We start from the raw sequence: 17262 nt of genomic DNA on the forward strand, positions 1-17262 counted from the left end.
TGTGCCCATGGCTCACGACTCCACCAGGGGACCGGCACCGAGCGCCCGCGCGGTGTCCGTGTAATCAATGGGCAGGTCGATGACGTGCACTCCGCCCGACTCCAGGCAGCGCGTGAGCGTGGCGCCGAACTCGGTGGCGCTCGCCGGGCGGTGGCCTCGCGCTCCGTAGGCCTCCGCGTAGCGGACGAAGTCGGGATTGCCCAACGTCATCCCGAAGTCGTGCAGGCCCATCTCCTCCTGCTTCCAGCGGATCATCCCGTAGGCGTCGTCGCGGACGACAATCACGGTCAGGTCCAGCTTCAGCCGCACCGCCGTCTCCAGTTCCTGCGAGTTCATCATGAACCCGCCGTCACCGCAGACGGCCACCACCTTGCGCCGGGGGTGCACGAGCTTCGCGGCGATGGCGGACGGCAGGCCCGCGCCCATCGTCGCGAGCGCGTTGTCGAGCAGCAGCGTGTTGGGCCGACGGCAGCGGTAGTAGCGGGCGAACCACAGCTTGTACATGCCGTTGTCCAGGCACACGACGCCGTCATCCGGCATGGCGCGGCGCACCTCCGCGACCAGCCGCGCTGGGTAGATGGGGAAGCGGTCGTCCGCGGCGCCACTGACGAACTGCGCGTCGAGCCCCGCCCGCGACCTCTCGAACGGCGTGAAGTCCCAGTGTGAGCGCGGCCCCACTCCCTCCGCGATGCGCCACACGGCGTTCGCCAGGTCTCCCGTCACCTGCACCTGCGGGAAGTACACGGGGTCCACCTCCGCCGAGGAGAAGTTCAGGTGGATGACCGTGCGGCGGCCATCGCGCATGACGAACGGGGGCTTCTCGATGACGTCATGGCCCACATTGAGGATGCAGTCCGAGGCCTCGATGGCGCGGTGGACGAAGTCGCCGTCGGACAGCGCGGCCGTGCCCATCCACAGTGGATGCGTTTCATCCACCACGCCCTTGCCCATCTGCGTGCTGAAGAAGGGCAGCCCCACGCGGTCCACGAAGGCGCGGAGCATCTCCGACGTCAGCTTGCGGTGGGCCCCCGCGCCAATCATCAACAGCGGGCGGCGGGCCGACGCGAGCGTCTCCACCGCCTGGGCAATGGACGCCTCGTCCGCCACGGGCCTGCGCGCGACACCGGGCGACAGGGGCACGGCGTCGGTGGGCTCGCGAGCCACGTCCTCGGGCAGTTCCAGGTGGGTGGCGCCGGGGCGCTCCTCCTCCGCGCGGCGGAAGGCCTCACGGACCGCCGAGGGCACGTGCTCCGCGGAGACGAGCGTGCGGGTCGACTTGGTGAGCGGCCGCATCATCCCGACGACGTCGACAATCTGGAAGTGTCCCTGCTTGCTCACCTTGATGGGCTTCTGGCCGGTGAGCATCACCATGGGCATGGCGCCAAGCTGCGCGTACGCGGCCGCGGTGACGAGGTTGGTGGCCCCCGGCCCCAGCGTCGCCAGACACACGCCCGCGCGTCCGGTGAGCCGTCCCTGCGTGGCGGCCATGAACCCGGCCGCCTGCTCGTGCCGTGTGACGACCAGGCGCATGCCGGCGGTGCGCATGGACTCCAGCAGGTCCAGGTTCTCCTCGCCGGGGAGTCCGTAGACACAGCGCACGCCCTCCGCTTCGAGCGCCTTCACGAACAGATCCGATGCCTTCATGGGGTGCCTCTCCTTCGGTGACGAGGAAGATGTACCCAGGGGCAGCGATTCGTACATTCGTCTGTTTTCATCGAGTCGATAGACGCCGTCTATGATGGTTCCATGGAGCTCCGACACCTCCGCTACTTCTCCGCCGTCGCGGACGCGTTGCACTTCGGGCGCGCCGCGCGGCGGTTGCACGTCTCCCAGCCCACGCTGTCGCACCAGATCCACCAGTTGGAGGAAGAGGTCGGAACACCGCTCTTCGAGAGGGCTCGCACCGGGGTACGGCTCACGCAGGCTGGGGAGCTGTTCCGCACGTATGCGTCCCGCGCGCTGGAGGACGTGAACGCGGGCCTGTCCGCGGTGGGCGCGTTGCGAGGACTCGCCACGGGGGCACTGCGCGTGGGCTATCCCCCGAGCATGCGAGGCCTCGTGGTGCCGGCGCTGACGGCGGTGCTTCGCAGACATCCCGGGCTGGCGCTGAGCGCGCAGGAGGCCGTGGTCCGGAAGCTGGAGCGGCAGCTGGCGGACGGAAAGCTGGACGTGGGCCTGGGCTATGCGCCCGCGCGCCTGGCGGACCTGGACGCGGAGCCCGTCTTCGACAGCCGGCTCGCGCTCGTCGTCGCACGGGGGCATGCACTGGCGGGTGCGGAGTCCGTGGGGGTGAAGCTGCTCGCGGAGGAGCCGTTCGCGCTGCTGTCACGCGGCCTGCGGGTGCGCGCCCGCGTGGACGCGCACTTCGCGGCGATGCGGTTCGCGCCTCGCATCGCACTCGAATCAAACGCGGTGGCCACCGTACTGGCCATCGTCCGCGCGGGCCTCGCCGTCACGGTGCTTCCGGAGCCGCGACTCGCGGATGCGGAGCGGCTGGTGGTGAAGCGGCTGTCCCCCGCGCCCCGCTCGGAGCTGGCGGCGCTCCTCTGGCGCAAGGGTGCCCCTCGCACACCCGCGGCGGAGCTGTTCGCGGCGGAGGTCCGGACTCGGGCAAAGGAAGACGTGGGGTAGGTCCGCCCCCTCCCATCTCATCCATTGGGAGACTGGGAGAACAAGGAATCCATACTATCCACAAATGACACGTGTCGTGGCCGGCTGGGGCAATGGCTGTCATTCGTGGGTGGATGCACTCTTGGGTTCAAGGCGGACACAGCCATCCATGTCCGCCCGGCCGGATTTCCCCATGCGGGGGAGGCGGGCCTTCCTGTCCCGGATGGCGGCGTGCCCAGGTGAACCATGGCGAACATCGGCAAATCCCTTGTGGGTGTGGCCTCGTGTGCGTTGTTCCTCGGTGCTTGCGGTCCTCTTCCGGAGGGTGAGGAGCTCGACGGCTCCGTTCCCGGGGAGGCCGAGGTCCTGGACGACAACCAGTCCGAGGAGCCCCGGCGCGTGGAGGCCCAGACGCTCGTGGGAGATCTGGGGAGCGCCCTGGGAAGTCCGGTCGCGACCTACCCCACGAGCTGCACGGCGAGCAATCAGTGGGCGACCACGTGCCGCTCGGGTTCGTCGCGAGACGTCTCCTGGGTGTGGAAGGTCCCCGAGACGGCGACCTATGCGTTCAGCACGAGGAACTCCAACTTCGACACCATCATGGAGATCCGGAACTACAAGGCCACGAATGAGGTCCTGAAGTGCAACGATGACACGGGCGACCTCTTGACGTCCGGCATCACCCTCACGCTCATCAAGGGCAGCCAGTTGCTCATCATCGTCGAGGGCTACGAGGGTGAGTGCGGCAACGTTCGCCTGAACATCGCCAAACGGTAGCCCCCGAAGCTCGCGCCCTGGGGAAACTCCATCAGCCCCAGGGCCGCAGCCAGAGCACCCATCCCGCCAGGCCCAACTGCACGACCAGGGTCAGCGTCGCGCCGACCGCCTGGATGGGATTCGTGCGGAGCAGCCCGAAGGCATGCGCCAGGCGCGCCACGAGCAGCGCACCGCCGAAGACATGGAGCGCCGTCGAGTTCCCACCGCTCAGCTCCGCCAACAACAGCAGGATGAGCGCCAGGGGAACCTGCTCGACGTTGTTGCCATGCGCGCGGATGGCGGACCCGAGGCCGGCATGGCCTCCGTCGCCCCGGAACACCTTGAGCTTCGTGCGGACCAGGCTGACGTTGATGGAGAGCGCCAGCGTGAGGAAGGCGTTGAGCGCGGCGTAGAGCGAAGTCACCGGGACCAGGGAGAGCGTGCCGAGCAGGGGATTCGTCAAAGAGAGAGCCTCCAACCACGAGAAGGCTGGGACGCTAGCCGTTTCATGACGCCCGTGGGATGCGACGACTCCTGCGTTGACGCCGCGAGGGTTGACTGTGACCCTGCGTCCCGTGTCCTTGAACCCCCAGGCGGAAGCGTTCTTCACGGCATCAGGCGTTCGGCTCCGGCGGCGGGGTTCTCGTCCAGGCGCCTTCAACTGGCTGATGCTCCCGGGCGGGCCGGGGATTGGCTCCGAGAGCCTGTTCGGCCTGGCGGACGCGTTGGACGTTCCCGGGACCTGCTGGATGGTGGACCTGCCGGGAGACGGGTCCAACGTCTCTCCTCCCGGTGCGTCCGAGAATCCCTACGACGTGTGGCCGAGGGTTCTCATCGAGGCCGCCCAGGCACTTCCGAACTGTGTCTATCTGGGGCACTCCACGGGCGGCATGTATCTGCTGTCCGTGCCGGAACTGGAGTCGCTCCTCGTGGGCCTGGTGCTCGTGAGCACGGCGCCGGACGCGAACTGGCGTGCGCCGTTCTTCGAGATGACCCAGCGCCATCCCCTGCCCGAGGTCGACGCCGCGACCCGGCGTTATGAAGCCGAGCGCACGGATGAACGGCTCCGCGACATCGCGGTGGCGTCGGCGGAGTGGAACTTCACGCCGGAGAGCGTCGCAGCGGGGCGCGAGCTGTTGCGGCGGATGCCCTACAACCGCGCGGCGGTGGACTGGTCCGACCGGAACTTCGACGAGACGTACGTCCACACCTGGTGGCCGCGCTCCCTGCCCACGCTCATCATCAGCGGCGCCGAGGACCGCATCGTCCAGCAGACGCCCTGGTCGCAGCCCGCGTTCCAGGGGCCGCACATCCTCCACCAGCGGGTGGAGGGCGCCGCGCACTTCCCCTGGATGGAACGCCCGGACGCCGTGGCTTCCGCAATGCGCGCGCTGGTCGCCCGGATGACGCCTCGTCCCTGAGCCCCCAGGTCTTGCACCAGCCTACGTCCTCGCCGAGCATCGACCCGTGTCTCCCCTCCCCTCTCACGTCCTGGCTGACCGCTTCGTGCGCACGCGCGCACGGGAAGCCGCGCTCGTCCTGGGCGCTGCGCTGTGCACCGCGCTCTTCGCCCAGGTCTCCATCTCCGTGCCGGGCTCACCCGTGCCCATCACGGGACAGACGCTCGCGGTCGTCCTCACGGCGGCGGCGCTCGGCCCCGGGCGTGGCCTTGCCGCGCAGGTCGCCTATCTCCTTCTGGGCGCGGTGGGACTGCCCTTCTTCGCGAAGGGCGCCAGCGGATGGGGAGCGCTCGCCGGTCCGACGGGCGGCTTCCTGGTGGGCTTCCTCCCCGCCGCGTTCCTCGTGGGCCTCGCGGCGCGCCATGGATATGACCGGCGGTGGTGGACGGCGGTTCCGCTCTTCCTCGCGGGCCAGCTCCTGGTCCTGCTCATCGGCGTGTCGTGGCTCCACGTGAAGGCCGGGCTCGACTTCGCCACGGCCTTCCAGAAGGGCTTCGTTCCCTTCATCCCCGGGGGAGTGCTCAAGGCCGTCATCGCGGGTGTGATCATTCCCCTCGCCTGGAAATACACGCGGCCTCGCGCGCCCTGAAGCGGCGCGGACGGGGTGGGCGTCAGCCCGCGCCGCGCGGCCGTGAACGCCGGGGCGTCGTCAGCTCTTGCGCGAGCGCTTCACGCAGGATGCCCGCCAGTTGGGCCACGGTCTCGCTCGGCTCCCGTTCGGCCCTGAGCAGGTACACCGGAATGCTCCCCAGCGCGGGCAGGCCCGAGAGGCCGGGCTCCAGCACGGCCAGCGTCTTCGGCAGACCGAAGGCCGTCCGCAGCGTCACGCCCAGCCCTGCCTCGGCCGCCGCCCAGAGGCCCGCGAGGCTCGGGCTCGCGAACGCGATCCGCCAGGCGAGCCCCTTCCGGTCCAGGGCGGTCGTGCAGGCCTCCCGGAAGACGCATGGCGCTTCGAAGGCGATGAGCGGCAGCGGCTGGCCGCGACCCTCCATGCCCTGCCAGCCAGACGGGCCAATCCACACGAGCGGCAGCTCGGCGACGCGCTCACTGCATCCCCGCGCCCCACTGCTCCAGGCGAGCGCGAGGTCCAGCTTGCCCGTCATGACGTGGTTGACGAGTTGAGCGTTGCGCTCGGTACGCACCTCGATGCGCACCGCCGGATGCGCGCGCGCGAAGGCGCTGAGCACCCGGGGCAGCCAGGTTTCAGCGAAGTCCTGCGGCAAGCCCAGACGGACCTCTCCCTCCAACTCGCTGCCTCGCAAGCTGTCCACGGTCTGATCATTCAATTCGAGGATCCGCCGCGCGCGGCCCAGCAGCACCTCCCCCGCCTCGGTCAGGACCAGGCCTCTTCCGGAGCGTTCGACCAGCGCGCGGCCCACCTGCTCCTCCAGCTTGCGCAGTTGGGAACTCACCGCTGACGGCGACCGGCCCACTCGTGCGGCGGCCCGGGCGAAGCTGCCCAGCTCGAAGGCCGTCACGAACGTCCGCAAGACATCCATGTCCAGGTTGATCCGGGGGAGCATCGTTCGATTTCCTCGAACCCAGGCTTCCAGACTTCGGATTTTTCGGCAAGGCGGGTCCGGGATACGACGCCGGTCATGCCGGCCTCTCCCGCCCATCCTCGAAGCGTCAGGGTCATGCCATTCGTTGTCGCCACGGTGGCCGTCTGGATGGTTTCGGCGGCGGCGCACGCGCAGGCCCCCTCCGCGTCCCCGTCCTGGCCGCTGCCCCAACCCGCGCCCACGCCACCGCCCATCGCGGCGCCGCGAGACACGCCCTTCCCCGGCACCATTCGACTGCGCGTCGATGCCACCGACACGGCGCGCGGTCTCTTCCGCGTCACGGAAACCCTCCCGGTCACGCCTGGAAGGCGGTTGACGCTGTTCTTTCCGCAGTGGCTTCCAGGGGACCATGGGCCCACCGGGCAGTTGGACGGACTCGCGGGGCTGAAGGTCCAGGCAGGGAAGAGAGTCCTTGCGTGGACCCGCGACGCCGTCCAGGTCGCGGCGTTCCACATCGACATCCCCGCCGGAGTGACGTCCATCGACGTGCACTTCCAGTTCCTTGGTGCCACGGAGCCGCGCGTGGGCCCGGTGGTGGCCACGTCCACGATGATGGATCTGCAATGGCACAACCTGGTGCTGTATCCCGCGGGCCATTACGCCCGGCGCATCACCTGTGTGGCCAGCGTGAAGCTGCCGCCCGCGTGGGAGTTCGCCTCGCCGCTGACCGTCGCCCAACGGGAGGGCGATGAGGTCCGGTTTCAGCCGGTGACGCTGGACACGCTGGTCGACTCGCCCGTGATTGCCGGCCGCGCCTTCAAACGCATCCTGTTGAGCGAGGACCCCGTCCCGGTCCACGTGAACATCGTCGCCGACGACGCCGCGAGCCTCGAACCGCCTCCCGGCTTCGTCCAGGGCTACCAGGCGCTGGTGCAACAGGCCTACCGGCTCTTCGGCTCGCGACACTATGACCAGTACGACCTGATGGTCTGGCTGGCGGACGGCTTCGGCCCCAGCTACTTCGAACACCTCCGCTCGGGCGAGAACGCCGTACCCGCCGACTTCTTCACGACCTGGAAGGACCGGCCCGGGCACCGGGGCCGGCTGGCGCATGGGTTCGTCCATTCGTGGAACGGCCTCTTCCGCCGCCCCGCGGAGATGTGGACGCCGAACTTCAACACGCCGGAGCGCGATTCGCTGCTCTGGGTGTTCGAGGGATTGACCTCATACTGGCAGGACGTGCTCACCACCCGGGCGGGTTTGTGGACGCGGGAGGACGCGCTCGATGACCTGGCCGCGAACGCGGCGGCCATGGCCAGCCGCCCCGGCCGGCGCTGGCGCCCGCTCCGGGACGTGACGAACGACGCCATCGTGCAGCGCCGCAAGCCGCTCTCCTGGAAGGGCTGGCAGCGCGACATGTTCGATGCCTACTCCGAGGGCCAGTTGATCTGGCTGGAGGCCGACACGCTCATTCGGGAGCGCAGTGGCGGCCGCAAGTCACTGGATGACTTCGCTCGCGCGTTCTTCGGCGTGCGCCCGGACAGCCAGGTGACGATGACGTACACGCTGGAAGACATCGTCACCACGCTCAATGACATCCAACCCCATGACTGGGCAGGCTTCTTCCGCTCCCGGATTGAAGAGATGCACGACGCCCCGCCCCTGGAGGGAATCACACGAGGCGGCTACGCGCTCACCTGGGGCGAGCAACCCACGGATGCCGTCCGGCGCGCCGAAGCGGCGAGCGGGAACGTGGACCTCGGCAACTCCCTCGGCATGACACTCGCGAAGGACGGAAAGGTGCTCCGGGTGGATTGGGAGAGGCCGGCCTTCGAGGTGGGCCTGCTGCCCGGCGCGGTGGTGACGGCCGTGAACGGGAGCCCCTACGACGCGCAACGGCTGAAGGACGCCGTCAAGGCCACCGCGCACCAGCAGCCCTTGCGGCTCTCCTGGCGCCAGGGCACGGCCACGCGCTCCGCCCTCATTCCCTGGCATGAAGGCTTGCGCTACCCCCGGCTGCGGCGGGTCGAGGGCACACCGGCGCTCCTAGATGAAATCCTGGCGCCGCGAGACTGACTCCGCGAGGCCCACCGGTTTCATCCCAGCACACGGCGGTCTCGTCCCGCGCGCCGGCGGTTTCGTCACATAACGCCCGGGTGAAAGGGAGCAGGCCGGTATCTCCCGGTGCGCCGTGCGGCTGTCCGCACGCGTCCCGAGGAGTCACCGTGAACATCCGAAATTCCGTTCTCGCGAGCGCGCTGGTCCTGACGTCCCTTCCAGGTTGTCAGGGAGAAGACCCACCGGAGGCCAGCATGGGCACCGTCGCGCAGGAGCTCACCTGCGTCAACGTGATGCCCGTCATGACGGGCTCGACGACACCAGCCGGCGTCGTCACGCGCTCCAGCGCGTACAGCGCGGAGTACGAGGCCTGGAAGGCCTTCGACGACCCCTCCTCCACGTCGATGTGGATCTCCGCGCGGGGCAACACGCCCGCGTGGATCGGCTACCAGATGCCCGCGAACAACGTCACCATCCATCGCTATGCCATCGTCTTCCACAACGGCTCGACCCTCACCTCGCGCGCCCCCAAGAACTGGACGCTGCAGGCCTGGAACGGCTTGACCTGGGAGGCCATCGATACCCGCACCAATCAGACGAACTGGGCCGGCTACGAGCGGCGTGAGTTCACGCTCGCCACCCCCGCGACAAACACCTATTTCCGGCTGAACGTGACGGACGACAACGACGCTCGCACGGGCATCGAGGTCGTCTCCATGCGCCAGCTGGAACTGATCCACTGCGCGAACGCCGGACCCTACACCCCTGTCACCGCCCTCTGGACGCGGAGCGCGGGCGCCGCTGGGTCCTGGGCCCAGGTGCAGGGAATGGCCGGAGACCCGGCCGGACGCTCCTACGCCGCGGGCATCACGACGGGCGGACTGCTGGGCAACCCGATGGTGGGCCTGATGGACGCCTTCCTCCACGCGCGCGACTGGAACGGCAACGTCGTGTGGTCGAAGCAGATCGGCGTCCCGGGGGGCGTCACCCTGGGTTACGACATCGCGCGCAACAGCACCTGGGAGGAGCTGTTCGTGGCCGGCTTCACGAGCGGGTCGCTCGATGGCTCGCCGCTCGTGGGCGAGCGGGATGCCTTCCTGACGAAGTACCGCTACACCGGCGTCCGTCAGTGGACCCGGCAGGTCGGCGGTCCGGGCGTCCTCACGGAGGGCTACGCCGCCGCGGTGGATGATATGGGCAACTCCTTCCTGGCCGGCTCCGCCAACGGCGGCGTGGATGGGAACACGCGCATCGGTACCTTCGACGCCTTCGTCACCAAGTTCGACTCCACGGGCGTCAAGCAGTGGACCCGCCAGTTGGGCAAGCTGAGCGCGACCACGCACGCGCGCAGGGCCGCGGCCGACGCGGCGGGCAACGTCTACGTCTCCGGGTGGACCACGGGAGGACTGGATGGAAACACCCTCACGGGCGCCCAGGACGCCTTCATCGTGAAGTACGACGCCGCGGGCGTGAAGCAGTGGACCCGGCAGCTCGGGTCCCCGGGGAACAGTGTCTGGCTTTATGGCTCGGCGACCGATGCCGCTGGCAATGTCTATCTGGCGGGCTACAGCGGCGGCGGTCTGGGAGGGAACCCGAACGGCACGCCCGGCGTGGATGCCTACCTGGCCAAGTACGACAGCGCGGGCACGCTGCTGTGGACCCGGGAAATCGGCTCCAACAGATGGGTCTGGGGCACCCGAATCTTCATCGACAACACGGGGGTGTACCTGACCGGCCATGGACAGGGGGACGTGGGCAATCCCACCAACTCCACGTTCAGCGTGGCGCACCCCTACGTCGCGAAGTTCAACACGGCGGGCACCCGGCAGTGGCTGGTGCAGCAGAACGCGGCGACGAACGCGGGGGCTGCGTCGCCTGTCTACAGCAACGGGCTGAACCTGGACGAAGCCGGGAACATCTACCTGGGCGGCTACTTCACCGGCGTCCTCGACGGCAACGCGTCGGCCGGTGACCCGGGCACGTTCGTGTCGAGGCTCCCGGCGCAGTAGTCCCTGGAGGGTGGCGGCACGAAGGCCGTGCCGTCACTCCTCCGCGTCGGGGGCCAGCCCCCTGACGACGGCCCCTGCGTTGATCCGCTGGTCTCCCTCGGGATCGGACGCGAGGAAGGCGGCGAGCTCCTTCCGCGCCTCGGTGTAGCGGCGCAAGCCGACGAGCGCGCGGATCTCCAGGCCCCGCGCGTCCCGGTACTCATTGAGCTCCACCGGCGTGGACCCGACCCCGAACTCCGTCTGGAACGCCCGGCAGGCCGTGAGCGCCTCCTGGTGGAACATCCCCGTGGGGACGGTGCAACGCAGCAGGGCCAGCTTGCGGCGGACGGGCTCCGTGGGCTCACCACGCTTCTCCCGCTCGGCGATGTCCTGGGCCGCTTGCGACTCCGCCTTGCGAAGCGTCTCCGTGTTGTCCTTCTGGGACTGTCGTTCGTAGTCGCGGTTGTAGACGACGTTGCGCATCTGGAGCCCGACCGAGCCGGCCATGGGACTTTCCGGGTACAGCCGCAGGAAGGTCTCCCCCTCCTTCGTCATCCGGTCCCACTCCCTCAGGTTCCACAGGGCCATGATGAGCGTCCAGCGGGCCTGTTCATCGGGGAGACGCTCCTTGAAACGCGGCAGGTCCAGCTGGGTGACGCGCTCCGCGTCGCGAGCCAGCGAGCGCCAGCGCTCCCTCATCCAATGGGCATCCAGCAGGCGCAGTGCCGCCGCTGAACGCGCCAGTGGCGGGAGGCTCGTGTCCTCGACGAGGGCGCGCGTCCGAGGCACCTGCTCCGGTTGGGTGGGCAGGAGCGGGTCCAGGGGCGGAGGGACCGCCGGCTCCACCGCCGCGGGCGTCGGGCTCCTGGCGGGAGGCGCGGTTTCCTCCGGGGGGCGTGGCGTTTCCATCGTGGGTTCCTGGCGAGGAGGGGCGGTCGTGGAGTTCCGGAGGAAGACCGCCACGCCAGGCAGCGCGAGGCCGGCGGCCACCAGCAGGGCGGTCAGCACCGTGGACACGCGGCGGCGCTCCGGGACCGGCTCTGCCTCCTCTTCGCCTTGGACGTACAGCGTGCCGCCGCGGCGTTCGGGCGGGGCGTCCTCGGGGTCTCGGTCTGGAAGGCGTTGCGTCACGGTTTGGGGAAAGCATAGCGGAACCCGCTTCCTCCGCTACGCTGCGAGGCTTGCACGAGAGGAATCACAGTCTGCGTTCGACTCCCAGGGTCTGGGCGCTGGGCATGGCCGCGGGAGTCCTCGGCGCCCTTCCCCACGCGCTGCGCGCCTATGCGGTGGAGCCTCGCGATTTCCTCCTCAAGTTCGCCCTGGAGCTGGTGCCCTACAGCGCGTGGGCGCTGCTCGGGCCGCTGGTGCTGGCGGTCTTCCAGCGCGTGCCGCTCGAAAGCCCCCACGTGGCCCGCCGCCTGGGAGTGCTGCTCGTGGCCGGGGTGGGCTTCGTCCAGCTTCACGTGCTGCTGCTCTCGCCGGTCCTCGCGGCGCTCCAACAATGGAACGCACACGGCAGGTCCTTCCCCCAGGGGTTGTGGGGCCTGCTGCTCGAACGCGGCGCGGTGGGCTTCTTCGAATACCTGCTCTTCCTCGCGGCCTGGACAGCGCTGCGGACCACACGGCGTCTGCGCGAGCGGGAGCTTGCCCAATCGCGACTCGCGCTCCAACTCGCGGAGTCCCGTTTGCAGGCGCTGCGTGCGCAGTTGGACCCGCACTTCCTCTTCAACACCCTGAACGCGGTGACGGGGTTGATCCGCCAGCAGCGCAACCCCGAGGCCGTGGAGGCGCTCGCGGATCTGGGGCACCTGCTGCGCGTGAGCCTGGAGGGCCAGGGCGACCATGAGGTGCGGCTGGAGGACGAGCTGGAGCTGGTGCGCCGCTTCCTGGGCATCGAGCAACTCCGGTTCGGCCCAAACCTCTCCATCCAGTTCTCACCGGCGCCGGACACGCTGAAGGCCCGGGTGCCCGCGCTCATCCTCCAGCCCCTGGTGGAGAACGCCATCAAGCACGGCATCGCCCGCAGCGAGGCCCAAGGCCAGGTCCACGTGCGCTCCGAACGCCGGGGCGACCGGCTGTTGCTCGAGGTGATGAATGACGGGCCCGGACTGCGCTCGGGAGGAGTCCGGGGCACGGGCATCGGCGTGAACAACACCCGTGCCCGCATCCAGCAACTCTACGGCGAGCGGTATGGACTGGTGTTGGAGGACCTGCCGGAGGGCGGCGTGGTCGCGAGGGTGGAGTTGCCGTTCGTGGAGTCGCGCCATGGGTGAGCCACAGCGTGGCGGAGGGTGGCGGGTCCTGGTGGTGGATGACGAGCCGCTGGCCCGGAGCAACGTGACGCACCTGCTGGCCCAGGCCCCCGACGTCACCGCCGTGCAGGAGTGCGAGGGAGGGCAAGACGCCATCGCGGTCATCCTGCGGGAGCGGCCGGACCTCGTCTTCCTGGACGTGCAGATGCCCGGGTGTGATGGCTTCGACGTGCTGCGCGAAGTGGGCGTGGAGCGGATGCCGCCCGTCATCTTCGTGACCGCCTTCGACCAGTACGCGGTGCGTGCCTTTGAAACGAACGCGCTGGACTACCTGCTCAAGCCCTTCAGCGACTCGCGCTTCCGGGACGCGCTGGACCGCGCACGGCGCCAGCGCGCCCAGGGGAAGGACCAGGAGTTGCTGCGGCATCTGTCCGCGCTGCTCGAACAGCACCGGCCCCCACCGCCGCCGCCCGAACCGGTGGAGCGCATCGCGGTGAAGACAGGCGGCAAGGTGCTGCTGATTCCCGTCGAGGAGCTGGACTGGTGCGAGGCGGAAGGCAACTACGTCATCCTCCACGCGGGCACCCGTTCGCCCATGCTCCGCGAGACGCTGAACCAGGTGGAGCAGTGGCTGAATCCGCGCCGCTTCGTGCGCATCCACCGCTCGCTGCTGGTCAACGTGGACCGCATCCGCGAGATGGAGCCCGACGTGGACAAGGGCTGGGTCGTGGTGCTGCGCGATGGCACACGCCTGCGGCTGAGCCCCAACCGCAAGGCCGCCGTGGAGGCCCTGCTGCGTCAGTCGTTCTGACCCCGTGCACCGTCAAGGACAGTTCAACGTCGCTGGGGAAGGAAGGTTGTTCGGGTTCTGCGGAAGCGGCTGGGGATCCGCCGGAATCGTCCAGGAGAAGTCCGTGGTCGTGAAGCCCGCGAACCAGGGGTACGTGGCGAAGTTGATGGGCGCCTTGTAATCACAGGGATACGAGGGCGTCTGGAGCACCCACGCCGCGGGCGGACTGCTGGCGGTGTTCGCGAAGGCGCTGGCCACGGCCGCGGTGCCATGACACGTCATGCAGTTGCTCTGGACGCCCACGGGGATGTTCGGTGAGGTCTCCAGGTAGGGGTTGAAACAGACGGTCATCTTGCTGCTCCCCCTGCCCTGGGTCTGGTTGTAGGCGGTGCACATCGCATAGTTGCGCCCCGCCCCCGTGACCTTGTCCGTCATCCCCTTCTTGCTTCCGGGAAAGTCATCCGGCGCGTCGCTGCCGGGCTGCCACCAGAAGGTCTGCCACGTCCAGTTGACGAGCTCCTTGGTGTTGACGTGCATCGCCGTGAGCACGGCGTAGTCGCCCGCTTCCGCCTCGAGCCCTTCGATGGTGGTGCTGTTGAAGGCCTTGGCTTCGTCGGCCGTCATCTGGAAGGAGTAGAGGGCGGAGAGCGGCGTGTGCAGGTAGTGCTCGCAGCTGAGGATCGCGGACCCGGGATGGGCGCTGTTCACCTGGTCGATGAGTGGCTCCACGCCCTGGATCTGCTCGGCGGTGGCCTCCGTGATGGGAGCATCCGCCGGCGCCGTGGGGTCCACGATGGCGCACGTCAGCCACAGCGAGGGCGTGGGATGGCACTTGTCCGCCTCTTGTTGCTCGGGCGTGCACGTAGTGTCTGAGTTGACGCTGCCCGCGAGGCCCCTCCACACGGGCACTGGCGTGGGCTTGTGCTTCTTCACCAGGTACAGCACGGGCTTGAGCTCCATGGCCGCCGAGCCCCGGTTCCCCGCGGAGGGCGCGGTGTACGGCGCCTGCTGCACCGTCCGCTGCGCGGTGGGTGTATTCGCCGGCCACTGGCTGTTGAGGTCGGCCAGGCTGGTGAACCGGTTGTAGAAAAACGCCGGTCCCCCCGGCGCGACCGGATGCCCCTGCGTCAGGTACGCGGCCATCTCCGGATTGAACTTGTTGAAGGAGACGAGCTGGTCGGTGGGGGTGACGACCGGGCCCGAGCCCGCGGGATGGTGGAACTGGCGGGGCCCGTGGAAGCCATGGGTGGCCTTGCGCCGCGACACGTCTGGCGTTGGCTGATCCGGGGCCGGGAAGAGCTCCTCGCCATTCCAGGTGTCCCAGACGGGCATGGGGAGCCCGGTCCCCGGGTAGGCCTGTCCGGAATCGGCATGCAGACCGGCCCAGAGGTTCCAGGCCTTGGGGGTGATGCGGGCGGTGTTCCACGCGTCCGCCCACTGCTGGATTTCCTCCCGGCTGCCTGGAAAGTCATATCCAGGAGGGATGGGGGTGGGAGTAATCCATGGGTCGCGAGGCTTGCAGGCGACCAGGATACAGACGCAGGTCAGCAGGAGGGTCCGAACGGGATGGCGCATGGGTGAAATGCAAACGCATGCACCCGAAATGTCTTTGCGGCTCAGGGAGGAGACACGGCCACGCGCTGCCCCACGGCGCCGAACTCCAGGTGTGTCACCTTCGCGCGGGACGGCCCCAGCGCGGGCAGGATGAACCACGCAGCGCCCACCAGGGCCTGGGGCCTGCGCAGCGTCACCCCTGGCTCCAACACCCGCTCCACGATGCCGTCGGGGCCGTGGAAGGTGACCCGCAGCGTCTGTGGCACGCCGAGCGCCCGGACATAGAAGGCGTAGCGCTCAATGCCATGGCCCAGGCTCCGCGACGCGAACCCGAGCACCTCCAGGTTCCCCTGCCGCACGGACAGGGGCGTGATGCCGTCAGGCAGGGGCGCGGGCTGGGGTAGCGGCGCGTCCAGGTCATAGGCCCGCAGCGCGGCCTGGGGCGGCACCCCGGGCACGGGCGCGTAGGGCTCCGCGAGCGGCGAGACGAGGTACGGGTGATACCCGCGCTCGTGCGCGAGGGCCACGTCCGGAGCCCGCCGGTACGTCATGCGCCCGCTCCAGAACATGAGGTTCAGGTTCTCGAAGTTGAGCGGCGGGTCCGAGTCCAGCGCGGCGAAGACGACGCTGCGCTTCGGCGTGTTCCGGGACAGCGCCAGGCCCACCTCGCGCGAATAGCTGACGTACAGCTCTTCGAGGTGCGCGTCCTCGTAGCGCGCCTTCTCCACCGGCAGCGTGATGGCCAGGTGCCAGGCGAGCACGCCCGACGCCGCGAGCCCCAGCACCCCGGTCATCCATTCGGGTTGGCGCGCCAGCCGCCACACCACGGCGGTCATCGCCCCCGCGAAGAAGACCATCACCAGCCCTTCGGCGAGCCCCGGAAGCGTCCGCGTCTGGTCCCAGGACGCGGGGAGCGACTCGCGCATGCGGGTCAGCGCGGGCAGGTGCTCCATGGCCAGCGGCGTGCCGAGCGCCGCCAGCAACAGCGCCGCGAGCGTCGGATGGCGCCACGCGTCCGAGCCCGCGATGGCCAGCGCGGCGAGGACCGCGGGCACGGCGCCCCAGGCAATGGCCGGGACCTTCACCGTGCCCAGCGACAGGACGAGCCATGTCGCGCCCACCCACAGCGCGAGCCCCACCGTCTCCAGGTCCCGCTTGCGCACGGCGCGCACCAGCAGCCAGCAGAACGCGACCAGGGGCAGCACGTTCGGGAGCGGCTGGAAGCTCGTGCGGTTGACCTCGTTGAGGACGGCGTCCAGCGGGCGGCGCCAGGGGCCCACGTCCACGGTCGGATCATGGAAGAGGTGCGCTCGAGTGACGCGCGACTCCAGGTCATGCAGCTCCGGCCAGCGCCACCCGGAGTAGAGGCTCCACGGCGCCGCCACCACTCCGGCCGCGGCCACCATGGCCAGCACCGTGGTGAACCTCGGGCCCGGACAGAAGCGCAGGCGGCTCAGGCCCCACAGCGTCGCGGCCACGCCCAGCGGCGTCAACGCGAGCCCCGTCTTGCAGAGGTAGCCCAGCCCCACCACCGCTCCCGCCGCGAGCCCCCACCGCCAGGAGTTCTCCCGGGTGGCGTGGAAGAGCAGCGCCACCGCCACGGCGTTGCACCCCGCCAGCGTGCAGTCCGTCACGTCCCCGAAGAAGCGCCCCTGCACCAACTGCCAACCGAAGGGCAGCGCCAGGAACCCCACCGCCGCCAGCGTGGCCCACAGCCGCCCCGCGGGCCGTCTGGCGATGAGGTAGATGGCGGCCCCCGCGGCCAGGTGGCCCAGGAGCGAGGCCAGCCGCAGCGCGAGCGGCGTCACGCCCACGACGTGCATCATCAGCGCCCCGAACCAGAAGGGGCCCGTGGGCTTGTGCATCCAGACGTTCGCGGCCCACCAGTGCCGGATGTCGCTCGGGTAGAGCGGGTCCTTGTAGATGTGCGGCGTGAAGAAGGTGTCGTGCGTGCCGCGCGCGGCGGCCTGATGCATCGCCTCGTCCCAGTTGTAGATGGCGGGATGGGCCAGATGCGGCGCCAGCTGCGCGAGCCCCCACACCACGAGCGCCACGACAATCAGGCCGTCGAACTTCGTCCGGTACGGGTCAGGGGCGCGGTAGGTCTGGAGGGGGGCGTTCATCGGAAGGGGGCAATTCACCACCCACGCCCTGGGACCGCAAGCCGCGCAGGAGCGGCCGCCCGAGCCGATTCCGGAGCAGGAACGGACCAGACGCCGCAGGTCCGGACCGTGTGTCCGCCCCCGGTTTCGGGCCCAATCCCCTCCCGCGTGCTCATGGGACGGGCGGGGT

General features: G+C 69.5%; 14 protein-coding genes. 8 read left to right on the forward strand and 6 right to left on the reverse strand.

What is annotated here, in order from left to right; genetic code table 11:
* Window positions 1-12: 12 nt before the first annotated feature.
* The gene (locus D7X99_RS26300; RefSeq protein ID WP_121780183.1) at window positions 13-1644 is read right to left on the reverse strand and encodes an acetolactate synthase large subunit; all 1632 of its coding nucleotides are present in this window, start codon (window positions 1642-1644) and stop codon (window positions 13-15) included.
* A 102-nt stretch (window positions 1645-1746) separates the two neighbouring features.
* Here D7X99_RS26300 and D7X99_RS26305 point away from each other — a divergent pair, with 102 nt between their 5' ends.
* Together D7X99_RS26305 and D7X99_RS26310 are read left to right on the forward strand one after the other, a co-directional pair.
* On the forward strand, window positions 1747-2631 hold the full coding sequence (locus tag D7X99_RS26305; protein WP_014395108.1) for a LysR substrate-binding domain-containing protein: 885 nt from the start codon (window positions 1747-1749) through the stop codon (window positions 2629-2631).
* 225 nt (window positions 2632-2856) lie between these two features.
* Entirely contained in the window at window positions 2857-3387 is a 531-nt protein-coding gene (locus D7X99_RS26310) for a hypothetical protein (RefSeq protein ID WP_121780184.1), read from the forward strand.
* A gap of 31 nt (window positions 3388-3418) precedes the next feature.
* Here the strand turns inward: D7X99_RS26310 and D7X99_RS42910 are convergent, their stop codons facing one another.
* Window positions 3419-3829 (reverse strand): MAPEG family protein, encoded by a 411-nt coding sequence (locus tag D7X99_RS42910; protein ID WP_158627073.1) that lies wholly within the window; start codon window positions 3827-3829, stop codon window positions 3419-3421.
* 205 nt (window positions 3830-4034) lie between these two features.
* Here D7X99_RS42910 and D7X99_RS26320 point away from each other — a divergent pair, with 205 nt between their 5' ends.
* Both D7X99_RS26320 and D7X99_RS26325 read left to right on the forward strand, forming a co-directional pair.
* Window positions 4035-4787 (forward strand): alpha/beta fold hydrolase, encoded by a 753-nt coding sequence (locus tag D7X99_RS26320; protein ID WP_121780186.1) that lies wholly within the window; start codon window positions 4035-4037, stop codon window positions 4785-4787.
* 85 nt (window positions 4788-4872) lie between these two features.
* A complete protein-coding gene (locus tag D7X99_RS26325; protein WP_233613740.1) occupies window positions 4873-5415 on the forward strand; it encodes a biotin transporter BioY in 543 nt (180 codons plus the stop codon).
* Between the two features lie 22 nt (window positions 5416-5437).
* Here the strand turns inward: D7X99_RS26325 and D7X99_RS26330 are convergent, their stop codons facing one another.
* On the reverse strand, window positions 5438-6349 hold the full coding sequence (locus tag D7X99_RS26330) for a LysR substrate-binding domain-containing protein (protein ID WP_121780188.1): 912 nt from the start codon (window positions 6347-6349) through the stop codon (window positions 5438-5440).
* Window positions 6350-6463: 114 nt separating this feature from the next.
* On the opposite strand from D7X99_RS26330, the gene D7X99_RS26340 reads away from it, so the two are divergent.
* Window positions 6464-8404, forward strand: a complete 1941-nt coding sequence (locus D7X99_RS26340; RefSeq protein WP_158627074.1) for a M61 family metallopeptidase — start codon at window positions 6464-6466, stop codon at window positions 8402-8404.
* Window positions 8405-8640: 236 nt separating this feature from the next.
* Window positions 8641-10395: an SBBP repeat-containing protein gene (locus tag D7X99_RS26345; protein ID WP_121780191.1), complete on the forward strand. Its 1755-nt coding sequence runs from the start codon at window positions 8641-8643 to the stop codon at window positions 10393-10395.
* 33 nt (window positions 10396-10428) lie between these two features.
* On the opposite strand, the gene D7X99_RS26350 is transcribed toward D7X99_RS26345, so the two are convergent.
* Window positions 10429-11391, reverse strand: coding sequence for a hypothetical protein (locus tag D7X99_RS26350; RefSeq protein ID WP_147476271.1), 963 nt, complete (start codon window positions 11389-11391; stop codon window positions 10429-10431).
* Between the two features lie 218 nt (window positions 11392-11609).
* Between D7X99_RS26350 and D7X99_RS26355 the strand changes: the two genes are divergently transcribed.
* Window positions 11610-12647 (forward strand): sensor histidine kinase, encoded by a 1038-nt coding sequence (locus D7X99_RS26355; protein ID WP_121780193.1) that lies wholly within the window; start codon window positions 11610-11612, stop codon window positions 12645-12647.
* The gene (locus D7X99_RS26360; RefSeq protein ID WP_121780194.1) at window positions 12640-13437 is read left to right on the forward strand and encodes a LytTR family DNA-binding domain-containing protein; all 798 of its coding nucleotides are present in this window, start codon (window positions 12640-12642) and stop codon (window positions 13435-13437) included. Before D7X99_RS26355 ends, D7X99_RS26360 begins: the two co-directional genes overlap by 8 nt.
* A 12-nt stretch (window positions 13438-13449) precedes the next feature.
* Here the strand turns inward: D7X99_RS26360 and D7X99_RS26365 are convergent, their stop codons facing one another.
* A complete protein-coding gene (locus tag D7X99_RS26365; RefSeq protein ID WP_147476272.1) occupies window positions 13450-14991 on the reverse strand; it encodes a hypothetical protein in 1542 nt (513 codons plus the stop codon).
* Window positions 14992-15032: 41 nt separating this feature from the next.
* On the reverse strand, window positions 15033-17093 hold the full coding sequence (locus D7X99_RS26370; protein ID WP_121780196.1) for a glycosyltransferase family 39 protein: 2061 nt from the start codon (window positions 17091-17093) through the stop codon (window positions 15033-15035).
* Window positions 17094-17262 lie beyond the last annotated feature (169 nt).

This window comes from Corallococcus sp. AB032C (genome assembly GCF_003668935.1).
GTDB classification, from domain to species: Bacteria; Myxococcota; Myxococcia; order Myxococcales; family Myxococcaceae; genus Corallococcus; species Corallococcus exiguus.

Excerpts from the sequence above, each read along its gene's own strand:
- D7X99_RS26300 (WP_121780183.1), bottom strand. The coding sequence starts at position 1,644 with ATGAAGGCATCGGATCTGTTCGTGAAGGCGCTCGAAGCGGAGGGCGTG.
- D7X99_RS26305 (WP_014395108.1), top strand. The coding sequence starts at position 1,747 with ATGGAGCTCCGACACCTCCGCTACTTCTCCGCCGTCGCGGACGCGTTG.
- D7X99_RS26310 (WP_121780184.1), top strand. The coding sequence starts at position 2,857 with ATGGCGAACATCGGCAAATCCCTTGTGGGTGTGGCCTCGTGTGCGTTG.
- D7X99_RS26320 (WP_121780186.1), top strand. The coding sequence starts at position 4,035 with ATGCTCCCGGGCGGGCCGGGGATTGGCTCCGAGAGCCTGTTCGGCCTG.
- D7X99_RS26330 (WP_121780188.1), bottom strand. The coding sequence starts at position 6,349 with ATGCTCCCCCGGATCAACCTGGACATGGATGTCTTGCGGACGTTCGTG.
- D7X99_RS26340 (WP_158627074.1), top strand. The coding sequence starts at position 6,464 with ATGCCATTCGTTGTCGCCACGGTGGCCGTCTGGATGGTTTCGGCGGCG.
- D7X99_RS26345 (WP_121780191.1), top strand. The coding sequence starts at position 8,641 with ATGGGCACCGTCGCGCAGGAGCTCACCTGCGTCAACGTGATGCCCGTC.
- D7X99_RS26355 (WP_121780193.1), top strand. The coding sequence starts at position 11,610 with ATGGCCGCGGGAGTCCTCGGCGCCCTTCCCCACGCGCTGCGCGCCTAT.
- D7X99_RS26360 (WP_121780194.1), top strand. The coding sequence starts at position 12,640 with ATGGGTGAGCCACAGCGTGGCGGAGGGTGGCGGGTCCTGGTGGTGGAT.
- D7X99_RS26365 (WP_147476272.1), bottom strand. The coding sequence starts at position 14,991 with ATGCGCCATCCCGTTCGGACCCTCCTGCTGACCTGCGTCTGTATCCTG.
- D7X99_RS26370 (WP_121780196.1), bottom strand. The coding sequence starts at position 17,093 with ATGAACGCCCCCCTCCAGACCTACCGCGCCCCTGACCCGTACCGGACG.